Origin of the sequence: Streptomyces sp. NPDC046977, from assembly GCF_040644455.1 — a bacterium.
In the GTDB taxonomy this organism is placed as follows: domain Bacteria; phylum Actinomycetota; class Actinomycetes; order Streptomycetales; family Streptomycetaceae; genus Actinacidiphila.
The window spans coordinates 295,288-317,556 of sequence record NZ_JBEYWO010000004.1; the positions used below are offsets into that span (position 1 = coordinate 295,288).

General features: G+C 75.4%; 2 protein-coding genes. Both read right to left on the reverse strand.

Annotation, left to right across the window (positions count from 1 at the left end; all coding sequences use genetic code 11):
* Positions 1–74 precede the first annotated feature (74 nt).
* Positions 75–281 carry an MbtH family protein gene (locus ABZ883_RS08720; RefSeq protein ID WP_360903736.1) on the reverse strand — a complete coding sequence of 69 codons (207 nt, stop codon included), beginning with the start codon at positions 279–281 and terminating at the stop codon, positions 75–77.
* Entirely contained in the window at positions 278–22,018 is a 21,741-nt protein-coding gene (locus ABZ883_RS08725) for a non-ribosomal peptide synthase/polyketide synthase (RefSeq protein WP_360904066.1), read from the reverse strand. Before ABZ883_RS08725 ends, ABZ883_RS08720 begins: the two co-directional genes overlap by 4 nt.
* Between the last annotated feature and the right edge of the window lie 251 nt (positions 22,019–22,269).

Genomic DNA, 22,269 nt, shown 5'->3' on the forward strand with positions numbered 1-22,269 from the left:
GCATAGGGGTGCTGGGAACGCGAGGGGCCGGCCCGCGCAGTGCGGGCCGGCCCCTCGCGTTCGGGCGTCTCCGGTCAGGCTCCCTCGACGAGGCTCTTCGGGCGCAGGTCCGTCCAGTGGGTCTCGACGTACTCCAGGCACTCCTGCCGGGCGGCCGGGCCGTGGGCGACCGTCCAGCCCGCGGGGACGTCGACGAAGTCGGGCCACAGGCTGTGCTGGCCCTCGGCGTTGACCAGGACGGAGTAAACGCCGTCGGGGTTCTCGAAGGGGTTGCTGCTCATCGGGTGGATTCCTTCCGTGTGACCAGGGCCCGGAGGGCCCGGAACCAGGTGTGTGCCAGATCCAAAACGGCCTCCTCCGTGAGGAGTTCGCCGGCGTAGGCCCAGTGGGCGCCGAGTTCGGGACCGCCGGGGCGGTCCTCGGTCAGGGCGTTGAGGGTGAGGGCGTGGGACATGGGCATCCCGGGGTCGGCGTCGAGGTCGGCGGCGTCGCCCTCGGGGGCGTAAGACCAGTCGGCCGCCTCGGGGACGTCGAATCGGCCCATGTAGTTGAACTCGATCTGCGGTTCGGCCAGACGCGCCAGCTCGGGACCCGTGACCGGGTTGAGGTGCCGCAGCAGGCCGTGCCCGACGCCCGCCGCCGGGAGGGCGGTCAGGTGCTCGCGGACCCGGGCGACGGCCGCGTCGGGGCCGGGTTCCCCGGCGCCCGGGTCGAGGCGGACCGGGACGACGCTGGTGAACCAGCCGACGGTGCGGGACAGATCCGCGTTGCCGGCCAGTTCCTCCTCGCGGCCGTGCCCTTCGAGGTCGACCAGGACCGCGCTGCCGGGCTCCGCGCCCAGCACGCGGGTCCGCCAGTCCGCCACGGCCTGCGCGAACGCGGTCAGCAGGACGTCGTTGACGCTCGCGCCGTACGCGGCGGGCACCCGGCCGAGCAGCGGTTCGGTGATCTCGGCGGGCAGGGTCAGGGACAGATAGCGGGTGCTTTCGACGGTGTCCCGTGCCGTGTCGAGCGGGCGGGCCAGCGGCAGTCCCGCGCCGTCCGCGAGGACCGAGGTCCACCAGGGCAGTTCGTCCTCGCGGGACGGGTCCTGGGCGCGGGCGGCCAGCAGTTCCGACCAGCGGCGGAAGGAGATGTCCACCGGCGGCAGGTCGGGGGTGCGGCCCGCGGCCACGGCCTCCCAGGCGGCCGCGAGGTCGGGGAGCAGGATGCGCCAGGTCACGCCGTCGACCACGAGGTGGTGGAGGAGCAGCAGCAAGCGGCCCGGCTGTCCCGGCCCGGCGTCGAACCACACCGCGCGCACCATGTCGCCGGTGTCCGGGTCGAGTCCGGCCCGGGCGGTGACCGCGCGGGCGGCGATCGCCTCGCGCAGCCCCGCGTCGTCCGCGCCGGCGACGTCGGCGCGGGCGAGCCAGGACGCCACGTCCACGGTGCCCGGCGCGGGCACCCGCAACGCCCACCGCTCATCGGCCCCGCCCGTGGAGCACGGCTCGGTGCGGGTGCGCTCCAGCCGGGCGCGCAGCATGTCGTGCCGGTCGGCGACGGCCCGCAGCACGGCCAGCAGTCCCTTCTCGTCCAGGTCCGCCGGGGTCCGCAGCAGGGCGGCCTGGTGGTAGCCCCAGATCGGGCCGCCGCGCTCGCGCAGGGCGTGCATGATCGGGGTGAGCGGGACGAGGCCGGTGCCGTCGTCGTGGGTGCGGGCCGACTCGTCCCCGGCGAGCGGGATCGCGGCCTGCGCCAGCGAGGCGGCGTCGCGGAGCTGGAACACCTGGCGCGGGGTGATCCGCAGCCCGGCCGCGCGGGCCCGGCTGACGAACTGCATGGCGACGATGCTGTCGCCGCCCAGGGCGAAGAAGTCGTCGTCGGTGCCGACGGCCTCGGCCGGCAGGCCCAGCACCTGGGCGACGATCCCGCACAGGGTGCGTTCGGTGCCGGTCTGCGGCTTGCGGCCGCCCGTGCCGGTGGTGAAGTCCGGGGCGGGCAGCGCCTTGCGGTCCAGTTTGCCGTTGGACAGCAGCGGCAGGGCGTCCAGGACGACCACGGCCGCCGGGACCATGTACTCGGGCAGCGTCGCCGCCACATGGGCCCGCAGGGCGGCGGGATCGGCGTCGCGGCCCTCGGCGGGGACGACGTAGCCGACCAGCTGCCGGACCCGCGGGCGGTCCTCGCGGGCGGTGACGACGACCTGGCCGACCGCGTCGTGTCCGGCCAGGGCCCGCTCGACCTCGGCGAGTTCGATCCGGTAGCCGCGGATCTTGACCTGGTCGTCGGAACGGCCGGTGTACTCCAGCTGCCCCTCCTCGGTCCACCGCGCGAGGTCGCCGGTGCGGTACATCCGGGCGCCCGGCGGGCCGTACGGGTCGGCGACGAAGCGCTCGGCCGTCAGGTCGGGGCGGCCGAGGTAGCCGCGGGCGAGTCCGGCGCCGGACAGGTACAGCTCGCCGGTGACGCCGGGCGGCACCAGGCGCAGCGAGCCGTCCAGGACGTACGCCCGCGCGTTGTGCACCGCGCGGCCGACGACCGGGCGGCCGCTGTCGGCGACGCGGCCGACGAGGGCGTCGACGGTGGCCTCGGTGGGACCGTACAGGTTGAACGCCTCGGTCGACCCCAGCGCGGCCAGCCGTGACCAGAGGGCGTCCGGCACGGCCTCGCCGCCGACACCGACCACCGCCAGCGGGCAGTGGCCGCCCTGGATCAGGCCCGCGTCCGCCATCTGCGCCAGCAGGGAGGGGGTCACCTCGATGAAGTCCAGCGCCTCGTCCCGGATCAGGGCGGCGAGGAGCTCGGCGTCGCGGCGCGTCTCGTCGTCCACGATGTGCAGCGCGTGCCCGTCCAGCAGCCACAACTGCGGCTGCCAGGAGGCGTCGAAGGAGAACGACCAGGCGTGGCCCACCCGCAGGTGGCGGCGGCCGGTCAGCTCCTTGGCGCGGTCGTGCAGGTCGTGGCGGTGGCTGTGGAACAGGTTGGCCAGGGCGCGCTGGGTGACGACAACGCCCTTGGGGCGGCCCGTCGAGCCCGAGGTGTGGATGACGTACGCGGGGTGGTCCGGGGCGGGGGCCTGCGGCGCCGCCTCGGGCAGCCCGTCGAGGGCGTCCAGGCTCAGCACCGGGACGCCCGTGTCCGGCAGGGAGCCGGCCAGGGCGTCCGTGGTGAGGATCAGCCGCGGCCGGGCGTCGGCCAGCATGTCGCGCACACGGTCGGCGGGCAGGTCGGCGTCGAGCGGCAGATAGGCGGCGCCCGCCGTCATCACGGCCAGGATCGCCGTGATGTGGTCGGCGGTGCGCGGCAGCGCCAGTGCCACGATGCCCTCGGGACCGGCGCCCGCGCCCGCCAGCACACGCGCCAGCCGGCCGGTGCGGACGGCGAGTTCGGCGAAGGTCCACGTCACGGACCTGTCGGTGACGGCGACCGCGTCCGGGGACGCCGCGGCCTGTGCGGCGAACAGGGCGGGGACGGTGGCGTCCGCCGTCCCCGCGAGCAGGGCCGTGTCGTTCCAGGTCTCCAGCAGCGTGCGCCGGTCGGCGTCGCCGAGGATGTCCAGGCGTCCGACGGCGGTGCCGGGGTCGGCCGCCATCGCCTCCAGGACGGCGAGCACGGCCGAAGCCGTCCGCCCGGCCGCGGCCGGGGTGAACAGGTCGGGCCGGAACTCGGCCGTCAGCCGCAGGCGTTCGCCGGGCTCGACGGCCCAGGCGAACGGGTAGTGCGTGGAGTCCTCGTGCTCGCGCACCGACAGGCGCAGGCCCGTCTCCTCGCCGTCGTCCGCGACCGGGTAGGACTCGAAGACCATCAGTGTGTCGAAGAGGTCCCCGAGACCGGCGCCGCGCTGGATGTCGGCCAGGCCCAGGTACTGGTGGGGGAGGAGCCGCGCCTGCTCGTCCTGGAGGCGGTCGAGGAGGGCGCCGACCGGTTCCTGCGGGCGCAGCCGGACACGGACGGGCACGGTGTTGATGAACAGGCCGATCATCGACTCGACGCCGTCCAGCTCCGGCGGCCGGCCGGCCACCGTCGCTCCGAACACGACGTCGTCGCGTCCGGTGAGCCGGGACAGCACGATCGCCCAGGCGGCCTGCACCAGAGTGTTGACGGTCAGACCGCGGCGGCGGGCGAGCGCGCCGAGCGCCTGCGTCAGCTCCTCGCCGGCCTCGACGGTGTGCGTACGGGGTACGACCGGGGCCCGGTTGGGGTCGGCGGGCACCAGGTGCGTGGGCTCCTCCAGCCCGTCCAGGACGGTGGCCCAGGCGGCGGTGGAGGCCGCCGTGTCCTGTCGGCCCAGCCAGCGCAGGTAGTCGCGGTAGGGGGCGGTGGCGGGCGGGGCGCTCCCGTCGTAGAGGGCGGTCAGCTCCGCCATCAGGCGGGGCACGGACCAGCCGTCCAGCAGCAGGTGCTGGTGCGACAGCACCAGGCGGTGGCCGCCGTTGTCCGTCCTGGCCAGCAGCAGCCGCAGCAGCGGCGGTTCGGCCGGGTCGAAGCGGCGCCGTTCCTGGAGCAGCAGGCGCTCCCACTCCGCACCGTCGGCGGCGGTGTTCACCTGGCGCCACGGCAGTGGCACCGAGCGCGGCACGACGGCCACCGGGCGGCCCGAGGCGAGGTAGCGGAAGCCCGCGCGCAGGGACTCGTGCCGGTCGAGCAGCGCCTGCCCGGCGGCGCGCAGCCGTTCGGCGTCGACCGGGCCCTCGATGTCGTACGACACCTGGACGGTGTAGACGTCGGGGCCCCGGTCGCCGGAGTCGAAGGAGGCGTGGAAGAGCAGACCGGCCTGGAGCGGGGACAGCGGCAGCGCCTCCGCCCCTCCGGTGCCCGCGAGTTCGGCGCGCTCGGCGTCGGTGAGGTCCGGCAGCAGCGCGGTCGTGTCCGCGGTGTCCTGCCGGACGGTGTCCACAGCGGCGGCGGCCAGGCCGGCCGCCGTCTTGTGCCGGAAGACGTCGCGGGGGGTGATCGTCAGGCCCGCGGCACGGGCCCGGACGACGAGCTGCATCGCGACGATGCTGTCCCCGCCCAGCCGGAAGAAGTCGTCGTCCGCGCCCACGCGTTCGAGGCCGAGGACATCGGCGACGAGCTCGCACATCCGGGCCTCGCGCGGCGTGCGCGGCTCCGTCGCGGTGACCTCGGCGGCGAAGTCCGGCGCGGGCAGCGCCGCGCGGTCGAGCTTGCCGTTGGGCGTGAGCGGCAGGGCGTCCAGGACGACGAAGGCGGCGGGCACCATGTGCTCCGGCAGCGCGGCGGCCGCGTGGGCCCGCAGGGCCGCCGGGTCCGCGTCCTGCCCCGGGGCGGGTACGACGTACGCCACCAGCCGCTCGTCGCGCAGCACCACGGCCGCCCGCGCGAGGCCCGGCCCGCGGGTCAGCACGCCCTCGATCTCGCCGGGTTCGACGCGGAAGCCGCGCAGCTTGACCTGGTCGTCGACGCGGCCCAGGTACTCCAGCTCCCCGGCGCCCGTCCAGCGGGCCAGGTCGCCGGTGCGGTACATCCGTTCGCCGGGGCCGCCGTACGGGTCGGCGACGAAGCGCTCGGCGGTCAGCCCGGGCCGGCCGAGGTAGCCGCGTGCCAGCTGGGCACCGGCGAGGTACAGCTCGCCGGGTACGCCGGGCGGCACCGGGCGCAGCCCGGCGTCCAGCACGTAGGTACGGGTGTTCCACACCGGCCGCCCGATCGGGACGGCGGCCGCGCCTGCGGGCACCGCGTGGGCGGTGACGTCGACCGACGCCTCCGTGGGTCCGTAGAGGTTGTGCAACTCCGCGGCGCCCAGCACCTCGTGGAAGCGGGCGGCGAGCGACGCGGACAGCGCCTCGCCGCTGCACATCACGCGGCGCAGCCCCGTGGCCCCCGCCGCGGCCGGCTCGTCGAGGAAGGCCCGCAGCATCGACGGCACGAAGTGCGCCGTGGTGACGCCGCGGGTCCGGATCAACTCGGCGAGATAGGCCGGGTCCTTGTGGCCCTCTGGCCGTGCCACGACGAGGGTCGCGCCGGTGATCAGCGGCCAGAAGAACTCCCAGACCGAGACGTCGAAGCTCGACGGCGTCTTCTGCAGCACCCGGTCGTCCGGCGTCAGGCCGTAGGCGTCCTGCATCCACAGCAGGCGGTTGACGATGCCCTCCTGCGGCACGACGACGCCCTTCGGGCGGCCGGTCGAGCCGGAGGTGTAGATGACGTACGCCGGGTGGCGCGGGTCGTACGCCGCGGGCAGCGGGCCCGTGGCGGCGGCGGCCGCGGGCGAGCCGTCGGTGCCCACCAGCAGGCGCGGCGCGCCGGTGTCCGGCAGGGCCACGCCGTCCGCCGTCACCAGGCACACCGGGCGGGCGTCGGCCAGCATGAACGCCAGCCGCTCCGCCGGGTAGTCGGTGTCGAGCGGCAGATAGGCGCCGCCCGCGCGGTGCACCGCGAGCAGGGTGACGACGAGGGCCGCCGAGCGCGGCAGCGCCACGGCCACCGTGGACTCCGGACCGACGCCCGCGCCCACGAGGGCGTGGGCGAGGCGTTCGACACGGGCGTCCAGCTCCGCGTAGGTGAGCGCCGAGCCGTCGGCCAGCAGGGCGGTCGCGGCCGGGGTGGCCGCCGCCTGGGCGCGGAACAGCTCGGGGAGGGTGATCCCGGGCACGGGGTGAGCGGTGGCGTTCCACTCCTCCAGCACCCGGACGCGCTCCGTCGCGTCCAGGGTGTCGATGCGGCCCACCGGCCGTTCGGGATCGGCCGCGACCTGCTCCAGCAGCCGTTCCATGCGCCGGGCGAGCAGTTCGGCGGTCGGACGGTCGAAGAGGTCGGCGCTGTACTCGATCCAGCCCTGGATGCCGTTGCCCTCACCCTGCTCGACGAAGTCGAAGCCGAGGTCGAACTTGGCGATGTCCTGGGCGACCGGCTCCGGCCGGACCGTGAGGCCGGGCAGCACGGGCGATCCGGCGCGCTCGGCGAGGTGGACGACCATCACCTGGAAGAGCGGGTGCCTGGCGAGGGAGCGGGCCGGGTTGAGGGCCTCCACCAGCCGTTCGAAGGGCAGGTCCTGGTGCTCGTACGCGGCCAGGTCGGTCGCCCGGACCCGGCGCAGCAGCTCCGCGAAGTCCGGGTCGCCCGACAGATCGGTGCGGAGCACCAGGGAGTTGACGAAGAAGCCGACCAGGTCCTCCAGGCGCTCGTCGGCGCGGCCGGAGACGGGGGCGCCGAGCGGGATGTCGTCGCCCGCGCCGAGCCGGTGCAGCAGCGCCGCGACGGCGGCCTGCGAGACCATGAACATGCTGGCGCCCTCGCGGCGGGCCAGCGCCCGCAGGGCACGTTCCACCTCGGGCGGGACGGTGAAGCCGACGGTGCCGCCGGCGTGCGAGGACTCCTGGGGACGCGGCCGGTCCGTGGGCAGCGCCAGTTCCTCGGGCAGGTCGCGCAGGGTCTCCGTCCAGTGGGCGAGCAGGCTGTCGCCGGACTGTTCCAGCAGCTCCCGCTGCCAGAGCGTGTAGTCGGCGTAACTCACCGGCAGCGGCGCCCACTCGGGGGCACGGCCCGCGGTGCGCGCGGCGTAGGCCGCGCCGAGATCGGTGAGCAGGGCCCGGTCGGACCACTCGTCGGTGGCGATGTGGTGCAGGACGAGCAGCAGCACGTGCTCGTCCGGTCCGGTCGCGGACACGGCGGCGCGGAGCGGGAGTTCACGCTCCAGGTCGAACGGTCGCGCGGCGATCCCGGGCAGCTCGTCCTGGGCGGCGCCGACGAGTGTCGCACGCGCCCGCTCCGGGGCCAGGACGTGCTGGTACGGCACGCCGTCCACGGCAGGGAAGACCGTGCGCAGGGTGGCGTGCCGGGCGACGAGGTCGTTCAGCGCTTCCTCCAGCGCGGCGCGGTCGAGGGCGCCGGTCAGACGCCAGGCGGCCGGGAGGTTGTAGGAGGGGTCGGCGGCGTCGACCTGGTGCAGCAGCCACAGGCGGTGCTGGGCCGAGGAGAGCGGCAGCCGTTCGGGCAGAGCGCGGGCGGCGACCAGCGGCGGACCCTGCACGGCGCTCTCGCCGTCCAGCAGGGCGGCGAGCCCGGCGACGGTCGGCGCGTCGAAGACGGCGCGCAGTGGCATCTCGGCGCCGAACACGGCACGGATGCGGCTGATCAGGCGCATCGCGAGCAGCGAGTGGCCGCCGAGGACGAAGAAGTCGTCGTCGATGCCCACCCGTTCCAGGCCGAGCACGGCGGCGAACTGCTCGCACAGCAGTTCCTCGCGCGGTGTGCGCGGCAGCCGTCCGCCGACGGCCGCCGACAGGTCGGGCGCGGGCAGCGCGGCCCGGTCCAGCTTGCCGTTGACGGTACGCGGCAGGGCCGCGAGCCCGACGAACGCCGCGGGCACCATGTGCTCGGGCAGCGAGGCGGCGACACGGGCACGCAGCGCGGCCGGATCGGGTTCGTGACCGGGGGCGGGAACGGTGTACGCGACGAGGCGCGGCGCGCCGGGGGCGTCCTCGCGGACGACGACGGCCGCCGCCGACACGCCCGGGTCCGCGACGAGCACGGACTCGATCTCGCCGGGTTCCACGCGGAAACCGCGGATCTTGACCTGGTCGTCGCTGCGGCCCAGGTATTCCACAGAGCCTCCCCCAGCCTCCGGCCGGGGGGACCCCCACCTGCGTCGTGCCAGGTCTCCCGTGCGGTACATGCGCTCGCCGGGCGCGCCGTACGGGTCGGCGACGAACCGCTCGGCGGTCAAGGCCGGCCGGCCGAGATAGCCGCGGGCAAGGCCCGCACCGGCGAGGTAGAGCTCGCCGGGCACGCCGAGCGGCGCCGGGCGCAGGCGCGCGTCGAGCACGTAGGCGCGCAGGTTGTCCAGCGGCGCGGACCGCTCCGGGGGCCCGCTGTGGCGGCCGTAGGCGTCGACGGAGCACTCGGTGGGCCCGTAGAGGTCGTGCACCTCGGTGCCGGGGAGGGCCGCCAGCCGCTGCCAGAGGGCGGGCGGGGTGGCCTCGCCGCCGACGGTGAGGACGGCGGGCGCGCGGCCGCCGGGGGCGAGGAAGCCGTGGTGCATCAGCTCGGCCAGGTAGGTCGGCGTGAGGTCCACGTAGTCGGCGCCCTGTGTGTCCAGTCGGGCGACGAGCGCGGCCGGGTCGGTCATCGTCGTCTCGTCCACGACATGCAGCTCGTGGCCCGCCAGCAGCCACAGCAGCGGGTCCCAGGACGCGTCGAAGCTGAACGAGGCGGTGTGCGCGGCCCTCAGGACCTCCCGGCCGGTGGCCAGGACCGCCGGCTCGATCATGTCGCGCAGGTGCGCGCCGAAGAGGTTGGACAGGCCCTGGTGGGTGCCGACGACGCCCTTCGGGGTGCCGGTGGAGCCGGAGGTGTAGATCGTGTACGCGGCACTGAGCGGCGCGTACCCGGCCGGGCGTGCGGACTCGCCCTCGGGCAGCGGGCTGTCGAGCAGCAGCCGTTCGACGCCTTCCGCTTCGGGCAGCCGTGCGGCGATGCCGGCGGTGGTCAGCAGGCACACCGGTGCCGCGTCGCGGAGCATGAACGCCAGGCGCTCGGCCGGGAGTGCCGGGTCGAGCGGCAGGTAGGCGGCGCCGGAGGCGAGCACGCCGAGGATCGCCGGGACCATGGCGTGCCGCGGGAGGGCCAGGCCCACCACGGCTCCCTCCGTCGCGCCGTGGCGGCGTAGAAGGGCGGCGAGGGCGTCGACGCGGTCGCCCAGCTCACGGAAGGTCAGCGCGCCCTCGGAGGTCACCAGCGCGGTGCGGCCGGGGTGCGCCCGGACGGTGCCGGCGAGGATCTCGGGGACCGCGCGGGTCTCGGCAGGGTGCCGCGCCGTGTCGTTCCAGGCGCCCGCGGCGGCCTCGTGCTCGGCGGCGGTCAGCAGGTCGAACTCGGCCAGCGGGAGGTCGGGTCGGGCCGCGGCCTGCCGCAGCAGCAGCACCAGGCGCGCGACGAGCAGTGCGGCGGTCGCCTCGTCGGCGAGGTCGGTCGCGTACTCCAGCAGCAGGGCCAGCGGGTGCGCCTCGCCGTGGTCGACGAAGGTGAAGTCGAGGTCGAACTTGGCGGTGCCGGTGTCCATGTCGAACCACTCGGTCGGCAGGCCGAACACGTCGGGGTCGCCGTCCGGGCGGTGGTGGTAGCCGAGCATCACCTGGAACAGCGGGTTGCGGCCCGCCGCGCGCGGCGGGTTCACCGCCTCCACGACCCGGTCGAAGGGCACGTCCTGGTGCTCGAAGGCCTCCAGCGCGGACTCCCGCACCCGACCCAGCAGCTGACGGAACGTCAGGTCAGCACCGGACAGGTCGGTGCGCAGCACCAGGGTGTTGACGAAGAAGCCGACGAGGTCGTCCAGGCCGCTGTCGGTGCGTCCCGCGATGGGCGCCCCGAGCGGGATGTCCTCACCCGCGCCGAGCCGGTGGAGCAGCCCGGCGGTGGCCGCCTGGAACAGCATGAACATGCTGGTCCCGGTCGCGGCGGACAGCTCCCGCAGCTCCCGCGCGAGATCCGCGGGGACCTCGCCGCGCACGACCGCACCGGCGCCGCCGGGGGCGGCCGGGCGCGGCCGGTCCAAGGGCAGCGCCAGCTCCTCGGGCAGGCCGCGCAGCCGCTCGCTCCAGTAACCGAGCTGCGCACCGCCGACGGTGCCGAGCAGCTGTTCCTGCCACAGCGTGTAGTCCGCGTACTGCACGGGCAGCGGCCGCCAGGACGGAGCCGAGCCCGCCGCGCGGGCGGTGTAGGCGGCCGTGAGATCGGCCATGAACGGGCGGTCGGACCACTCGTCCGTGGTGATGTGGTGCAGGACGACGGCCACCACGTGGTCGTCCGGCGCGACCGCGAACACCTCGCAGCGCAGCGGCAGTTGTCCGGCGAGGTCGAAGGGGCGGCGCTGGGCCGCCTCGATCAGCCCGGGCAGCTCGGCCTCGGCGGCGCCGGTCACGGCGAACCCGGGCAGTGCGGCGTCCGCGGGCACGATCCGCTGGTACGGCTCGCCGTCGTGCTCGCCGACGAGCGTGCGCAGCGCCTCGTGGCGCGCCGCCACGTCGTGCAGGGCGTGCCGCAGCGCCTCACGGTCGAGGGCGCCGCGCAGCCGGAAGACCAGCGGGAAGTTGTACGCCGCGCCGCCGGTGAGGCGTTCCACCAGCCACAGCCGGCGCTGCGCGGCGGACAGCGGGACCCGTTCCGGCCGTCCGGCCGCCGCGGTGAGCGCGGGGCGGGCCGGCCGCCCGGCGTCCGCGCGCAGCGCGAGCTGCGCGGGAGTCGGGGCCTCGAACAGGTCGCGGATGGCCAGTTCCGCGCCGAGTTCGGTGCGGGCCCGGCTCACCAGGCGGGTGGCCAGCAGCGAGTGCCCGCCCAGGTCGAAGAAGCCGTCCTCCGCGCCCACCGCCGGCAGGCCCAGCACCTCGGCGAACAGCCGGCACAGCACCTCCTCCTGCGGGGTGCGCGGACCGCGCCCGCCGCCGAGCGCCACGGCCGGCTCGGCGTCGGGCAGCGCCCGCACGTCGAGCTTGCCGTTGGCGTTCATCGGCAGCCGGTCGAGCGTCACGAAGGCCGCGGGGACCATGTACTCGGGCAGTTCCCGCTTCAGGTCCTCGCGCAGCACCCGCACCAGGGCGCTCGCGTCGCGGCCCGCCGCCGGATCGTTGGCGTACGGGGCGCTGCCGCCGCCCGGCCGGTACAGCCCGGCGGTCGTGCCGGTGGTGTCCGCGGGCACGAACACGGCCTCGTAGCCGCCCGTTTCGGCACCCCAGGTGGTGAGCACGCGGTAACCGAGCCCGGCGCCCAGGTCGTGCAGCGTTTCGGGATCGACACCGTCAGGTGCGATGCGCCCGTCCGGGACGGCCGTGACGCGCAGCCGCTCGGGGCGCTGCTCGCGCAGCCGCGCGGCGAGGTCCGGCGACCACGCGGTCGCGGGCTCGTCGCCCAGCCGCACCGCGGGCTCGCCCCGGTACAGGACGGCGTCGTAGCGGTGCCGGGACAGCTCGTTGTGGTGCACGCCGCGCTTGGTGCGCAGGTCCAGTCCGTAGCCGAGGCCCGCGAAGAAGTCGGGGTCGACCAGGAGTTCCTTCTCCAGCCGCAGCGCGCGGTCCACGGCCCGCTCGAACCCGGCCCCGGCCGTGCCGCGGGCCCGCTGGATCTCGGCGTGGAAGGTGCGTGCCAGCCGCAGGTTGCGGACGTCTCCGACGAAGAGCGCGCCGCCGGGGGCGAGCAGTTCCACGGCGCCGCGGACGACGGACTCCAGGTAGGCCACGCTCGGGAAGTACTGCACCACCGAGTTGATCACGATCGTGTCGAAGTACCCGGAGGGCAGCCCCTCCAGGTCGTCGGCGGGCCGGCAGCGCAGCTCGACCTTGGCCGCCAGCTCCGGGTCCCGCTTCAGCTCCTCGCCGATCTTGCGGATGACGGGGGCGGCGAAGTCCGTGGCCCAGTACGCCTCCGCGTCCGGCGCCAGCCGGGACAGCAGCAGGCCGGAGCCGACCCCGATCTCCAGAACGCGGCGGGGCCGCAGTTCGCGGATGCGGGCGAGGGTGGCCTCGCGCCACTCGTGCATGTCCTCGAAGGGGATGGGCAGTCCGTCGTACGAGCTGTCCCAGCCCGCGTACTCCTCGGTGAAGACCGCGGTGGAGATCTCCTCGTACTCGTCGGAGTAGATCTCCTGCCACTCGCCGACCTGGGCGCGCTCGGCGGACTCCCGCTCGGCCGGGTCGGCGGGAGCGGGGACGACATAGCCGACCAGCCGGTCGTCGCGGACGACGACGGCGGCCTGAGAGACGCGCGGGTGCCGGCTGAGGGCGGTCTCGATCTCGCCCGGCTCGACGCGGTAGCCGCGGATCTTGACCTGGTCGTCGGTGCGGCCGAGGAAGTCCAGGTTGCCCTGGGCACCGCGGCGTACGAGGTCGCCGGTGCGGTACATGCGCTCGCCCGGCTCCCCGAAGGGGTCGGCCACGAACCGCTCGGCGGTCAGGCCCGGCCGGTCCAGGTAGCCGCGGGCCAGGCCGACACCCGCGATGTACAGCTCGCCGGGCACGCCGTTGGGCACCGGCCGCAGCCACGCGTCGAGGATGTGCGCGCGGGTGCCGCGGATGGGGCGGCCGACGGTGGGCGTGGCGCTGTCGTGGGTGCCGCCGCCGAGGGTGTTGATGGTGTACTCGGTCGGACCGTACAGGTTGTAGCCGTAGGTGCCCTCGGTGTCGCGCAGCCGCGTCCAGACCGTCTCGGGGACGGCCTCGCCGCCGAGCAGCACGAGCGGCGGGACGTGGCCCTCCAGCAGCCCCTCCTCGATGAGCAGGCGGGCGTAGGTGGGGGTGACGTTGACGACATCGATGCGGTGCCGCTCGCAGTAGGCGGTCAGCGCGTGTGCGTCGCGGCGCAACTCCTCGTCGCAGATGTGCACTTCGTGGCCCTCGACGAGCCACAGCAGCTCCTCCCACGACATGTCGAAGGCGAAGGAGACGGTGTGCGCGACGCGCAGCCGCCGTCCGCCCGCCGCTGCGACCGCCGGGGCGAAGATCTCCTTCTGGTGGTTGAGCTGCATGTTCGTCAGCCCCCGGTACGGGGTGACGACGCCCTTGGGGCGGCCGGTGGAGCCCGAGGTGTAGATGACGTACGCGGGGTGCTCCAGGCTGAAGTCCGCGACGACCGGCGCGTCAGAGAGGGCGGCGAGTTCGGCGGCCACGGCGGGGTCGTCGAGGAGCACGCGCGGGGTGTCCGCGTCGAGGGTCGCGGAGACGGCGGCGTTCGTCAGGAGCAGCAGCGGCCGGGCGTCCTCCAGCATCAGGGAGAGCCGGTCGGCCGGGTGGTCCAGCTCCAGCGGCAGGTAGGCGGCGCCGGTGCGCAGCACCGCGAACAGGGCCACGACCATGTCCAGGGAGCGCGGCAGACCCAGCGCCACCACCTTCTCGGGGCCCGCGCCCCGGGCGAGCAGCAGCCGGGCCGTGCGGTTCACGGCGGCGTCGAGTGCGGCATAGCCGAGGGTGCGGTCGCCGAAGACCAGCGCGGTGGCGTCCGGGGTGCGGGCGGCCTGCGCGGCGAGCAGGTCCGCGACGGTCTCGGTGGGCTCCGGCACCCGGCTGCCGGCCCACTCCCGCTCCAGCGCGGCGTGTTCGGCGGGCAGCAGCGGGTCGAGACGGCCGACGGGCGCGGTCAGGTCCTCCGCCATGCGCTCCAGCAGCAGGGTGAAGCGGTCCAGCAGCGCCCGGGCGGCGTCGTGCGGGACGACGTCGGGGCGGTGGGCGAGGGTGACGAGGACGCGCTGTCCCGGCGTCACGATCAGGTTGACCGGGTAGTGGGTGGCGTCGATGTTGGCGACGGCGGTGGCGCCGTGCTCGGTGCGCAGCCGCTCCAGCCGCTCCTCGGTGTCGTTGTTGCGCAGCACGAAGAGGGTGTCGAACAGCCGCCGGTGGCCGGTCTCGGCCTGGAGCACGCCGAGGCCCAGGTACTCGTACGGCATCAGTTCCAGGCGTTCGCCCTGGATGCGCCGCAGCAGGTCGACGACGGATTCCGCCGGGTCGAGGGCGACGCGGGCGGGCACGGTGTTGAGGAACATGCCGATCACGTTCTCGACGTCCGGCACCTCGGTCGGGCGGCCGGCCACGGTGGTGCCGAAGACGACGTCGGTGCGGCCGGTCGCGGAGGCCAGAGTGAGGCCCCAGGCCGCGTTGAGCACCGTGTTGAGGGTCAGGCCGTGGGCGCGGGCCCGCTCGCGCAGCGCGTCGCCGAGCCCCGCGGGGAGCAGCGCGTCCAACTGCTGGGGAATGACGGGCTCCAGGCCCGTGTCGGCCACGGCCGGGACGAGCAGGGTCGGTTCCTCCAGGCCCGCCAGCGCGGTGCGCCAGGCGGCGGTCGCGGCGGCGTCGTCCTGGGTGTCCAGCCAGGCCAGGTAGTCCCCGTAGGAGCCGGGACGCGGCAGCCCGGTGTCGTCGCCGGCCGTCGCGTACAGGGCGAAGAGCTGGTCGAGGAAGAGCCAGGCGGACCAGCCGTCCCACAGGATCAGGTGGCGGCCGATGACGAGGCGGTCGCCGCGCTCCGCCCCGCGCCGCACGAGCAGCATGCGGAACAGGGGCGGCGCCGACAGGTCGAAGCGGCGGGTGCGCTCGTCGTCCATCAGGGCGCTCAGCCGCGCGTCCTGCTCGGCGGCGGGCAGCGCCGACAGGTCCACCGTCTCCAGCGGCACGTCGGGCGCCGCCACGATGAACTGCACGGGCTGGCGCAGCCCGTCGCTGGTGAACCCGGCGCGCAGTCCGGGGTTGCGGGCGAGCAGGGTGCGGGCGGCGGCGCGCAGCCGGTGCTCGTCCAGGCGCTCGGCAAAGTCGAAGGACTCGTGGACGGTGTAGACGTCCAGGGCGTTGTCGTCGTACGCGGAGTGGAAGAACAGGCCTTCCTGGAGCGGGGCGAGGGGCCAGATCCCGGCGACGGCTCCGCCGGCGGTGCGGTGGACGCGCCCGGTCTCCTCGGGCGTCAGATCCGGGCGGTCGGGCCCGGTGCGCCCCGCGGCCGCGGCGCCGGTGCGGGCGGCCAGGGCGAGGGCGGCCGGGGTGCGGTGCTCGAAGACGTCGCGCGGGGTCAGTTCGAGGCCGGCGGCGCGGGCGCGGCTGGCCACGCCGATGGAGCTGATGCTGTCGCCGCCGAGGAGGAAGAAGTCGTCGTCGGGGCCCGCGTCGGGCAGGCCCAGGACGGCCGCGAAGACCTCCGTCAGCGTCCGTTCACGGTCGGTGCGCGGCGCGCGTGCGGCGGCACGTTCCGCCTCCGGCGCGGGGAGCGCGGCTCGGTCCAGCTTGCCGCTGGGGGTCAGCGGCAGCTCGTCCAGCACGACGAAGGAGTCGGGGACGAGCGGCGCGGGCAGCACCTCGGCCACGGCGGCGCGCAGGGCGGTGGTGTCCGGGCGGGTGCCCCGGGGCGGCACGACGTACGCGACGAGGCGCTGCTCGCGGACCGTCACCGCGGCCTGGGCGACCTCCGGGAGGCGTACGAGGGCGGCCTCGGTCTCGCCGGGCTCGATGCGGTTGCCGCGCAGCTTGACCTGGCGGTCGGTGCGGCCCAGGTACTCCAGCGTTCCGCCGGGCCGGCGGCGCACGAGGTCGCCGGTGCGGTACATCCGCTCGCCGGGCGCGCCGAACGGGTCGGCGACGAAGCGCTCCGCGGTGAGCGCGGCACGCCCGTGGTAGCCGCGGGCGAGCTGCACGCCGGTCAGGTAGAGCTCGCCGGGCACGCCGTGCGGCACGGGGCGCAGGCCGGCGTCCAGGACGCGAAGTCCCGTGTTCCACACGGGCCGTCCGATGGGCACGGTGGTGTCCGGGGCACCGTCGAAGGGGTGGTGCGTTACGTCCACGGCGGCCTCGGTGGGCCCGTAGAGGTTGTGCAGCGGCACTCCGGTCAGCGCCTGCCAGCGCGCGGCGGCGGCGCCCGGCAGGGCCTCTCCGCTGCTGAGGACGCGGCGCAGGCTCGCCGCCCACGAGGCGTCGGCGGTCACCTCCGGCGTGCTGAGGAACGCCTCCAGCATGGAGGGCACGAAGTGCAGGGTGGTGATCCGCTGTTCGCGGACGAGCCCGGCGAGGTACACGGGATCGCGGTGCCCGTCCGGCCGGGCGAGGACGACGGCGGCGCCCTCGCACAGCGGCCAGAAGAACTCCCATACGCTGACGTCGAAGCTGGAGGGGGTCTTCTGCAGGACGCGGTCGTCGGCCGTCAGGGCGTACGCGCCCTGCATCCACGCGAGGCGGTTGACGATGGCGCGGTGGGCGACCACGACGCCCTTGGGGCGGCCGGTGGAGCCGGAGGTGTAGATCAGATACGCCGGGTCGTCGGGCCCGGCCGCCGCCCCGCCCGCGGAAGACGCGGGGCCGTCCTCGGCGGGGTCGTCGACCAGGAGCGGCGTCAGGCCCGCCACCTCGGGCAGCCGCGCGGCGTCGGCCGCCGTGGTGACGACGGTGGCGGCGCCGGAGTCGGTGAGCATGTAGGCGACGCGCTCCGCCGGGTAGTCCAGGTCGACGGGCAGATAGGCCGCGCCGGACTTCAGGACGCCGAGCAGCGCGACCATCAGCTCCGCGGAGCGCGGCACGGCGACGGCGACGAAGCGATCCGGCCCGGCGCCGCGTGCGCGCAGCCGTGCGGCCAGCGCCTCGGCACGCGCGTCGAGTTCCGCGTACGTCAAGGTGGTGTCACCGTGCACGACGGCGGTGGCGCCGGGGGTGCGGGCGGTCCGCGCCGCGATCGCGGCGGGCAGCGTGGTGGCGGGCACCTCGTGGGCGGCGCCGTCGAGCCGTGCCGCGTCCCGCTCGTGCGGGGTGAGCAGTTCGACGGAGCCCACGGGCCGTCCGGGGTCGTCGGCGACGGCTTCCAGCAGCAGGACGAGCCGGCCGGCGAGCGCGCGGACGGCGTCCGCGTCGATGCGCCGCGCGTGGTGCTTGAGGCGCAGGTCCATCCGGCGGCCCGGCTTCACGACGAGCGCGAGCGGATAGTGGACGGTGTCGTGGAAGGCGTGCCCGGTCACGCGCACCGTGCCCGAGGGGTCGGTGAGGCCGGTCCCGGCCGGGTAGTTCTCGAAGACGACGAGGGTGTCGAAGAGTTCGCCGCCGCCCGCGTGCCCCGCGGCCCGCTGGATCTCCGCGAGACCCAGGTGCTGGTGGTCCAGCAGGGCGCTCTGCTCGTCCTGAAGACGGCGCAGCAGTGCCCCCAGGCCGGTGGACGGATCCCAGGTCAGGCGGGTCGGCAGGGTGTTGATGAACAGGCCGACCATGGAGGCGATGCCGTCGACGGCGACGTCGCGCCCGGAGACGGTGGTGCCGAAGACGACGTCCTGCTGCCCGGTGAGCCGGCCCAGCAGCAGGCCCCAGGCGCCCTGCACGACCGTGCCCAGGGTCACCCCGAGTTCCCGGGCCCGTGCGGCGAGCCGGGCCGTGACCCGCTCGGACAGCTCCACGCGGATCTGCGCGGGCTCCACGGGTCCGCCGTCCGCGGGGACGTCCACCAGGCGCGTCGGGCCGTCGAGCCCCGCCAGGGCGGACCGCCACGCGGCGCGGGCCGCGTCCCGGTCGGCGCCGGCGATGCGGCGCAGGTAGTTCCGGTAGGCGGGGACCTCGGGCAGCGGCTCCGGGTCGGGTGCGTACAGGGCCATCAGCTCGCGGTGCAGCACCGGCAGCGACCAGCCGTCCGCGACGATGTGATGGAACGTCAGCAGCAGTCGGCTGCGGCCCTCCCCGAGCCGCACCAGCGCGCAGCGCAGCAGCGGCGGGCGGGCGAGGTCGAAGGGGCGGCCGCGCTCGTCGGCGGCCACGGCGTCCGCGAGACCCCGGCGGACGCCGTCCTCCTGAGCGGACAGGTCCACCTCGCGCCACGGCAGTTCGGGGTCCCGGACGACGACCTGGACCGGCCGCCCGTCGGAGAGCTGGCGGAAGCAGGCGCGCAGCGGGGCGTGCCGCTCCAGGAGCCGTTCCATGGCGCGGCGCAGGGCGGCGCCGTCGACGGGGCCGGACAGCTCGACGGCCTGCTGGACGACGTAGGCGTCGTGGTCGGCGCCGTCGACGAGCGCGTGGAAGAAGAAGCCTTCCTGGAGCGGGCCGAGCGGCAGCACCTCTTCGACGGCGGTCGCCATGCCGCCGCGCAGGGCGGCGAGTTCGGCGTCGGTCGGCTCCACCAACGGGGTGTCCTGCTCGGCGCTGTCCGCGTCGTTCTCGCCGGCCTCCCCTGCGTTCCGGGCGACGGGCGCGAGCTCCGCCACCGTGCGGTGCCGGAAGACGTCGCGCGGGGTGAGGCGCAGGCCCGCCTCGCGGGCCAGCACGAGCAGCTGGATGGCGACGATGCTGTCGCCGCCCAGGGCGAAGAAGTCGTCGTCGACGGTGACCGAGCGCACCCCGAGGGCGCGTGCGTACAGCCCGCACAGCAGCTCCTCGCGGGCGTCGCGCGGGGCGCGGCCGGAGCTGAGCGCGGCGTAGTCGGGGACGGGCAGGGCAGCGCCGTCCAGCTTGCCGCTGGGCGTCACCGGCAGCCGGTCCAGCGGCACGAGGGCCGCGGGGACCATGTACTCCGGCAGGAACTCGGCGGCGTGCGCGCGCAGCGCCCGCATCAGCGCGGAGACGTCGCGGAACGGGGCCGGGCGGTTGGCGGGCGGACGGCCGCCACCGGGCCGGTACAGCGGCTCCGCGCACCCGTCGCCGGACGTGAAGACGGCGTCGACGCTGCCGTCGTCCGCGTCGCCGGTCCAGGTGAGGGCGGCGGACACGCCGTGCCGCGCGGCGAGTTCGTGCAGCGACTCGGGATCGACACCCTCGGCGCCGCGACGGCTGCTGTCGTCGAGCAGGGCGAGGGCGTCGAGGTCCTCGGCGAGGCGGGCGTTGGGCACGGCGGTCACGCGCAGCCGCTGCGGGCGTGCGGCGAGCCGCGCGTCCAGCGCGTCGAGGCCGCCCAGGGCGGACCACGCGATCTCGTCACCCGTGTCGCGAAGGGCGTCCGCCGCCGGGCGCAGCACGACGTCGTAGCGGTAGCGGGTCAGCTCGTTGTGGTGCGTGCCCCGCTTGAGCCGCACCTCGGCGGTGAAGCCGCTCAGGCCCGCGAACCAGTCGGGGTCGACGAGGAGTTCGCCCTCCCACGCCACCGACCGGTCCACGGCCGCGCGCAGCGCCTCCTTGTCGGTGGCGGGGCCGGCGCCGCGGCCGCTCTCCACGGCCGCGCGCAGGGTGCGCAGCAGCCGCAGGTTGCGGACGTCGCCGACGAAGAGCGTGCCGCCGGGCGCGAGCAGCGCCCCCGCCTTGCGGAGCACGTCCTCCAGGTAGTCCGCGCCCGGGAAGTACTGGGCGACGGAGTTGATCACGACGGTGTCGAAGAAGCCCCCGGGCAGCCCGGCGGTGTCGTGCGCGGGGCGGGCCGACAGCTCGACGCGGCCGGCGAGTTCGGGCACGTCGCTGATCTGCGCGCGCAGCGCGGCGACGGCCTCCTCGGAGACGTCGGTGCCCCAGTAGGTCTCGCAGCCCGGCGCCAGCCGGGAGAGCAGCAGGCCGCTGCCGACGCCGATCTCCAGAACGCGGCGCGGTGTGAGCGCGGCGATGCGCTCGACGGTCGCCGCCCGCCACTCGCGCATGTCCGGGAGGGGGATGGGCAGCCCGTCGTACATGCTGTTCCAGCCCGCGAAGTTCTCCTGGAAGCCCTCGGAGCCCGCCGCGGCGTAGAGCAGTTCGTGCAGGTCCTTCCACTCGGCGACCTCGGCGTCGCCGTCCAGCGACGGCACGACATAGGCGGCCAGACGCCGGTCGCCGGGCCGGTCCTCGCGCACGACGACGGCGGCCTGCGCGACGGCGGGGTGGGAGCGCAGCACGGACTCGATCTCGCCCGGCTCGATGCGGAAGCCGCGGATCTTGACCTGGCTGTCGACGCGGCCGAGGAACTCCAGCCGTCCGTCGGCCTTCCAGCGCACGAGGTCGCCGGTGCGGTACAGCCGTTCCCCCGGTTCGCCGAAGGGGTCGGCGACGAAGCGCTCGGCCGTCAGACCGGGCCGCCCGAGGTAGCCGCGGGCGAGTCCGGCGCCGCCGAGGTAGAGCTCTCCCGCGACACCCGCCGGGACCGGCCGCAGCCGGGCGTCGAGCACGTAGGCCCGGGTGCCGGGGTCGGGCACGCCGATGGGCACGATCGTCCCGGCCGGGGTGTCGGGATCGCACAGCCCGAGCGTGGAGTTGGTGGTCGCCTCGGTCGGGCCGTAGGCGTTGAACATCATGCGGCCGCGCGCGTAGCGGCCGACGAGCTCGGGGGAGACGCGCTCGGTGCCCGCGAGCAGCGTCGCCTCCGCGGGCAGGTGCACGTCCTCGGGCATGGCGGCGAGCAGCGCGGGCGGCAGGATCATGAACGTGATGCCGTGGGCGTTCGCGTATTCGGCGAGCGGCGGCCCCGGGACACGTCGTTCGGAGGGCACGACGACCAGCCGTCCGCCGGAGAGCAGGCCCAGGCACAGGTCCCAGAAGGCGACGTCGAAGCTGGGGGAGGCGAACTGCAGCACCCGGCTGTGCGGGCCGATGCCGAACCGCTCGCTCTGGGTGGCGACGAGTTTGGCGACGCCCGCGTGGGAGAGCACGACGCCCTTGGGACGGCCCGTGGAGCCGGAGGTGTAGATGACGTACGCGGCGTTCGCGACGGACAGCCGCCCGCCGAGGTCGGGGCCGTGGGCGGGCAGCGCGGCGAGTTCGGCGACGGTGGCCGGGGCGTCGAGGACCAGCGCGGGCACCCCGCCCGGCAGTTCCGCGGCGACCTCGGCGGTGGTGACGAGGCAGACCGGCGCGGCGTCGGCCAGCATGTAGGCGACGCGGTCGGCGGGGTAGTCGGTGTCGACCGGCAGATAGGCGGCGCCCGACTTGAGCACCGCAACCTCGGCGACGATCAGCTCCGCCGAGCGCGGCACGGCCAGCGCCACCACGGACTCGGGCCCGGCGCCCCGCGCGATCAGGGCGCGGGCCAGGCGGTTGGCGCGCGCGTCGAGTTCGGCGTAGGTGAGGCGGACGTCCTCGAAGACCAGGGCGGTCTCGCCGGGCCGGGTGCGGACCTGCTCGGCGAACATCGCGGGCCAGGTCGCGAGCGGCACCTCGTGGTCGGTGTCGTTCCACGCGTGGAGGACGCGGTGGCGTTCCGCCTCGTCCAGCAGCCGCAGTTCGCCGACGGCCCGGTCCGGGTGCGCGCCGGCGTCCGCGAGCAGCGTCGCGTAGTGGCCGAGCACGCGGTCGACGGTGGCGGCCTCGAACAGGTCGGGCCGGTACGCCGCGTGGACCTCGCCCGGAGTGACCCGCAGTTCCAGGTCGAGCGGGCCTCCGGCCCAGTCGCCCGCGGCGAAACCGGTGGTGCAGAGCAGTCCGCCGCCGCGGGTCGGCCCGGCACCCAGCTCGCCGGCGAGCGCGCGGACGGGCACATGGTGGGCGCGGGCCTGGGCCGCGGCGTCGGCGACGTGCGCGGTGAGGTCGGCGAAGGCGGTGTCGGCGGCGACGGTGACCCGCAGCGGCAGTCCGTTGTGGGCGAGGACGATGTCGCCGGCGCCGCTCCCGTAGTGGTGCAGGAGGGCGGCGAACGCGGCGAGCCGGCCCGCCTCGCCCGGCACGGCGCCGGGCAGCGCACGGGAGCGGACCAGGGCGGGGCCGCAGGGCCGCTGCGGATACGGGAAATCGACGGGGAGAACGGTCTCCTGTGCGAGCGGAACGAGCCGTCCGCGCCAGAATTCCTTTGCCGTCGCCGTCAGTTCTTCGATACCCGACACAGGTGCCCGTGCCTCCCCTTACATGCGGAACCGACTCGGCCGAGTCGTGACCGGTCGCCATATTAAGGTAAGCATTACCTAACTTGATAGCCCCACCGGGATGGCGGGACCGCACAGCTCACAGG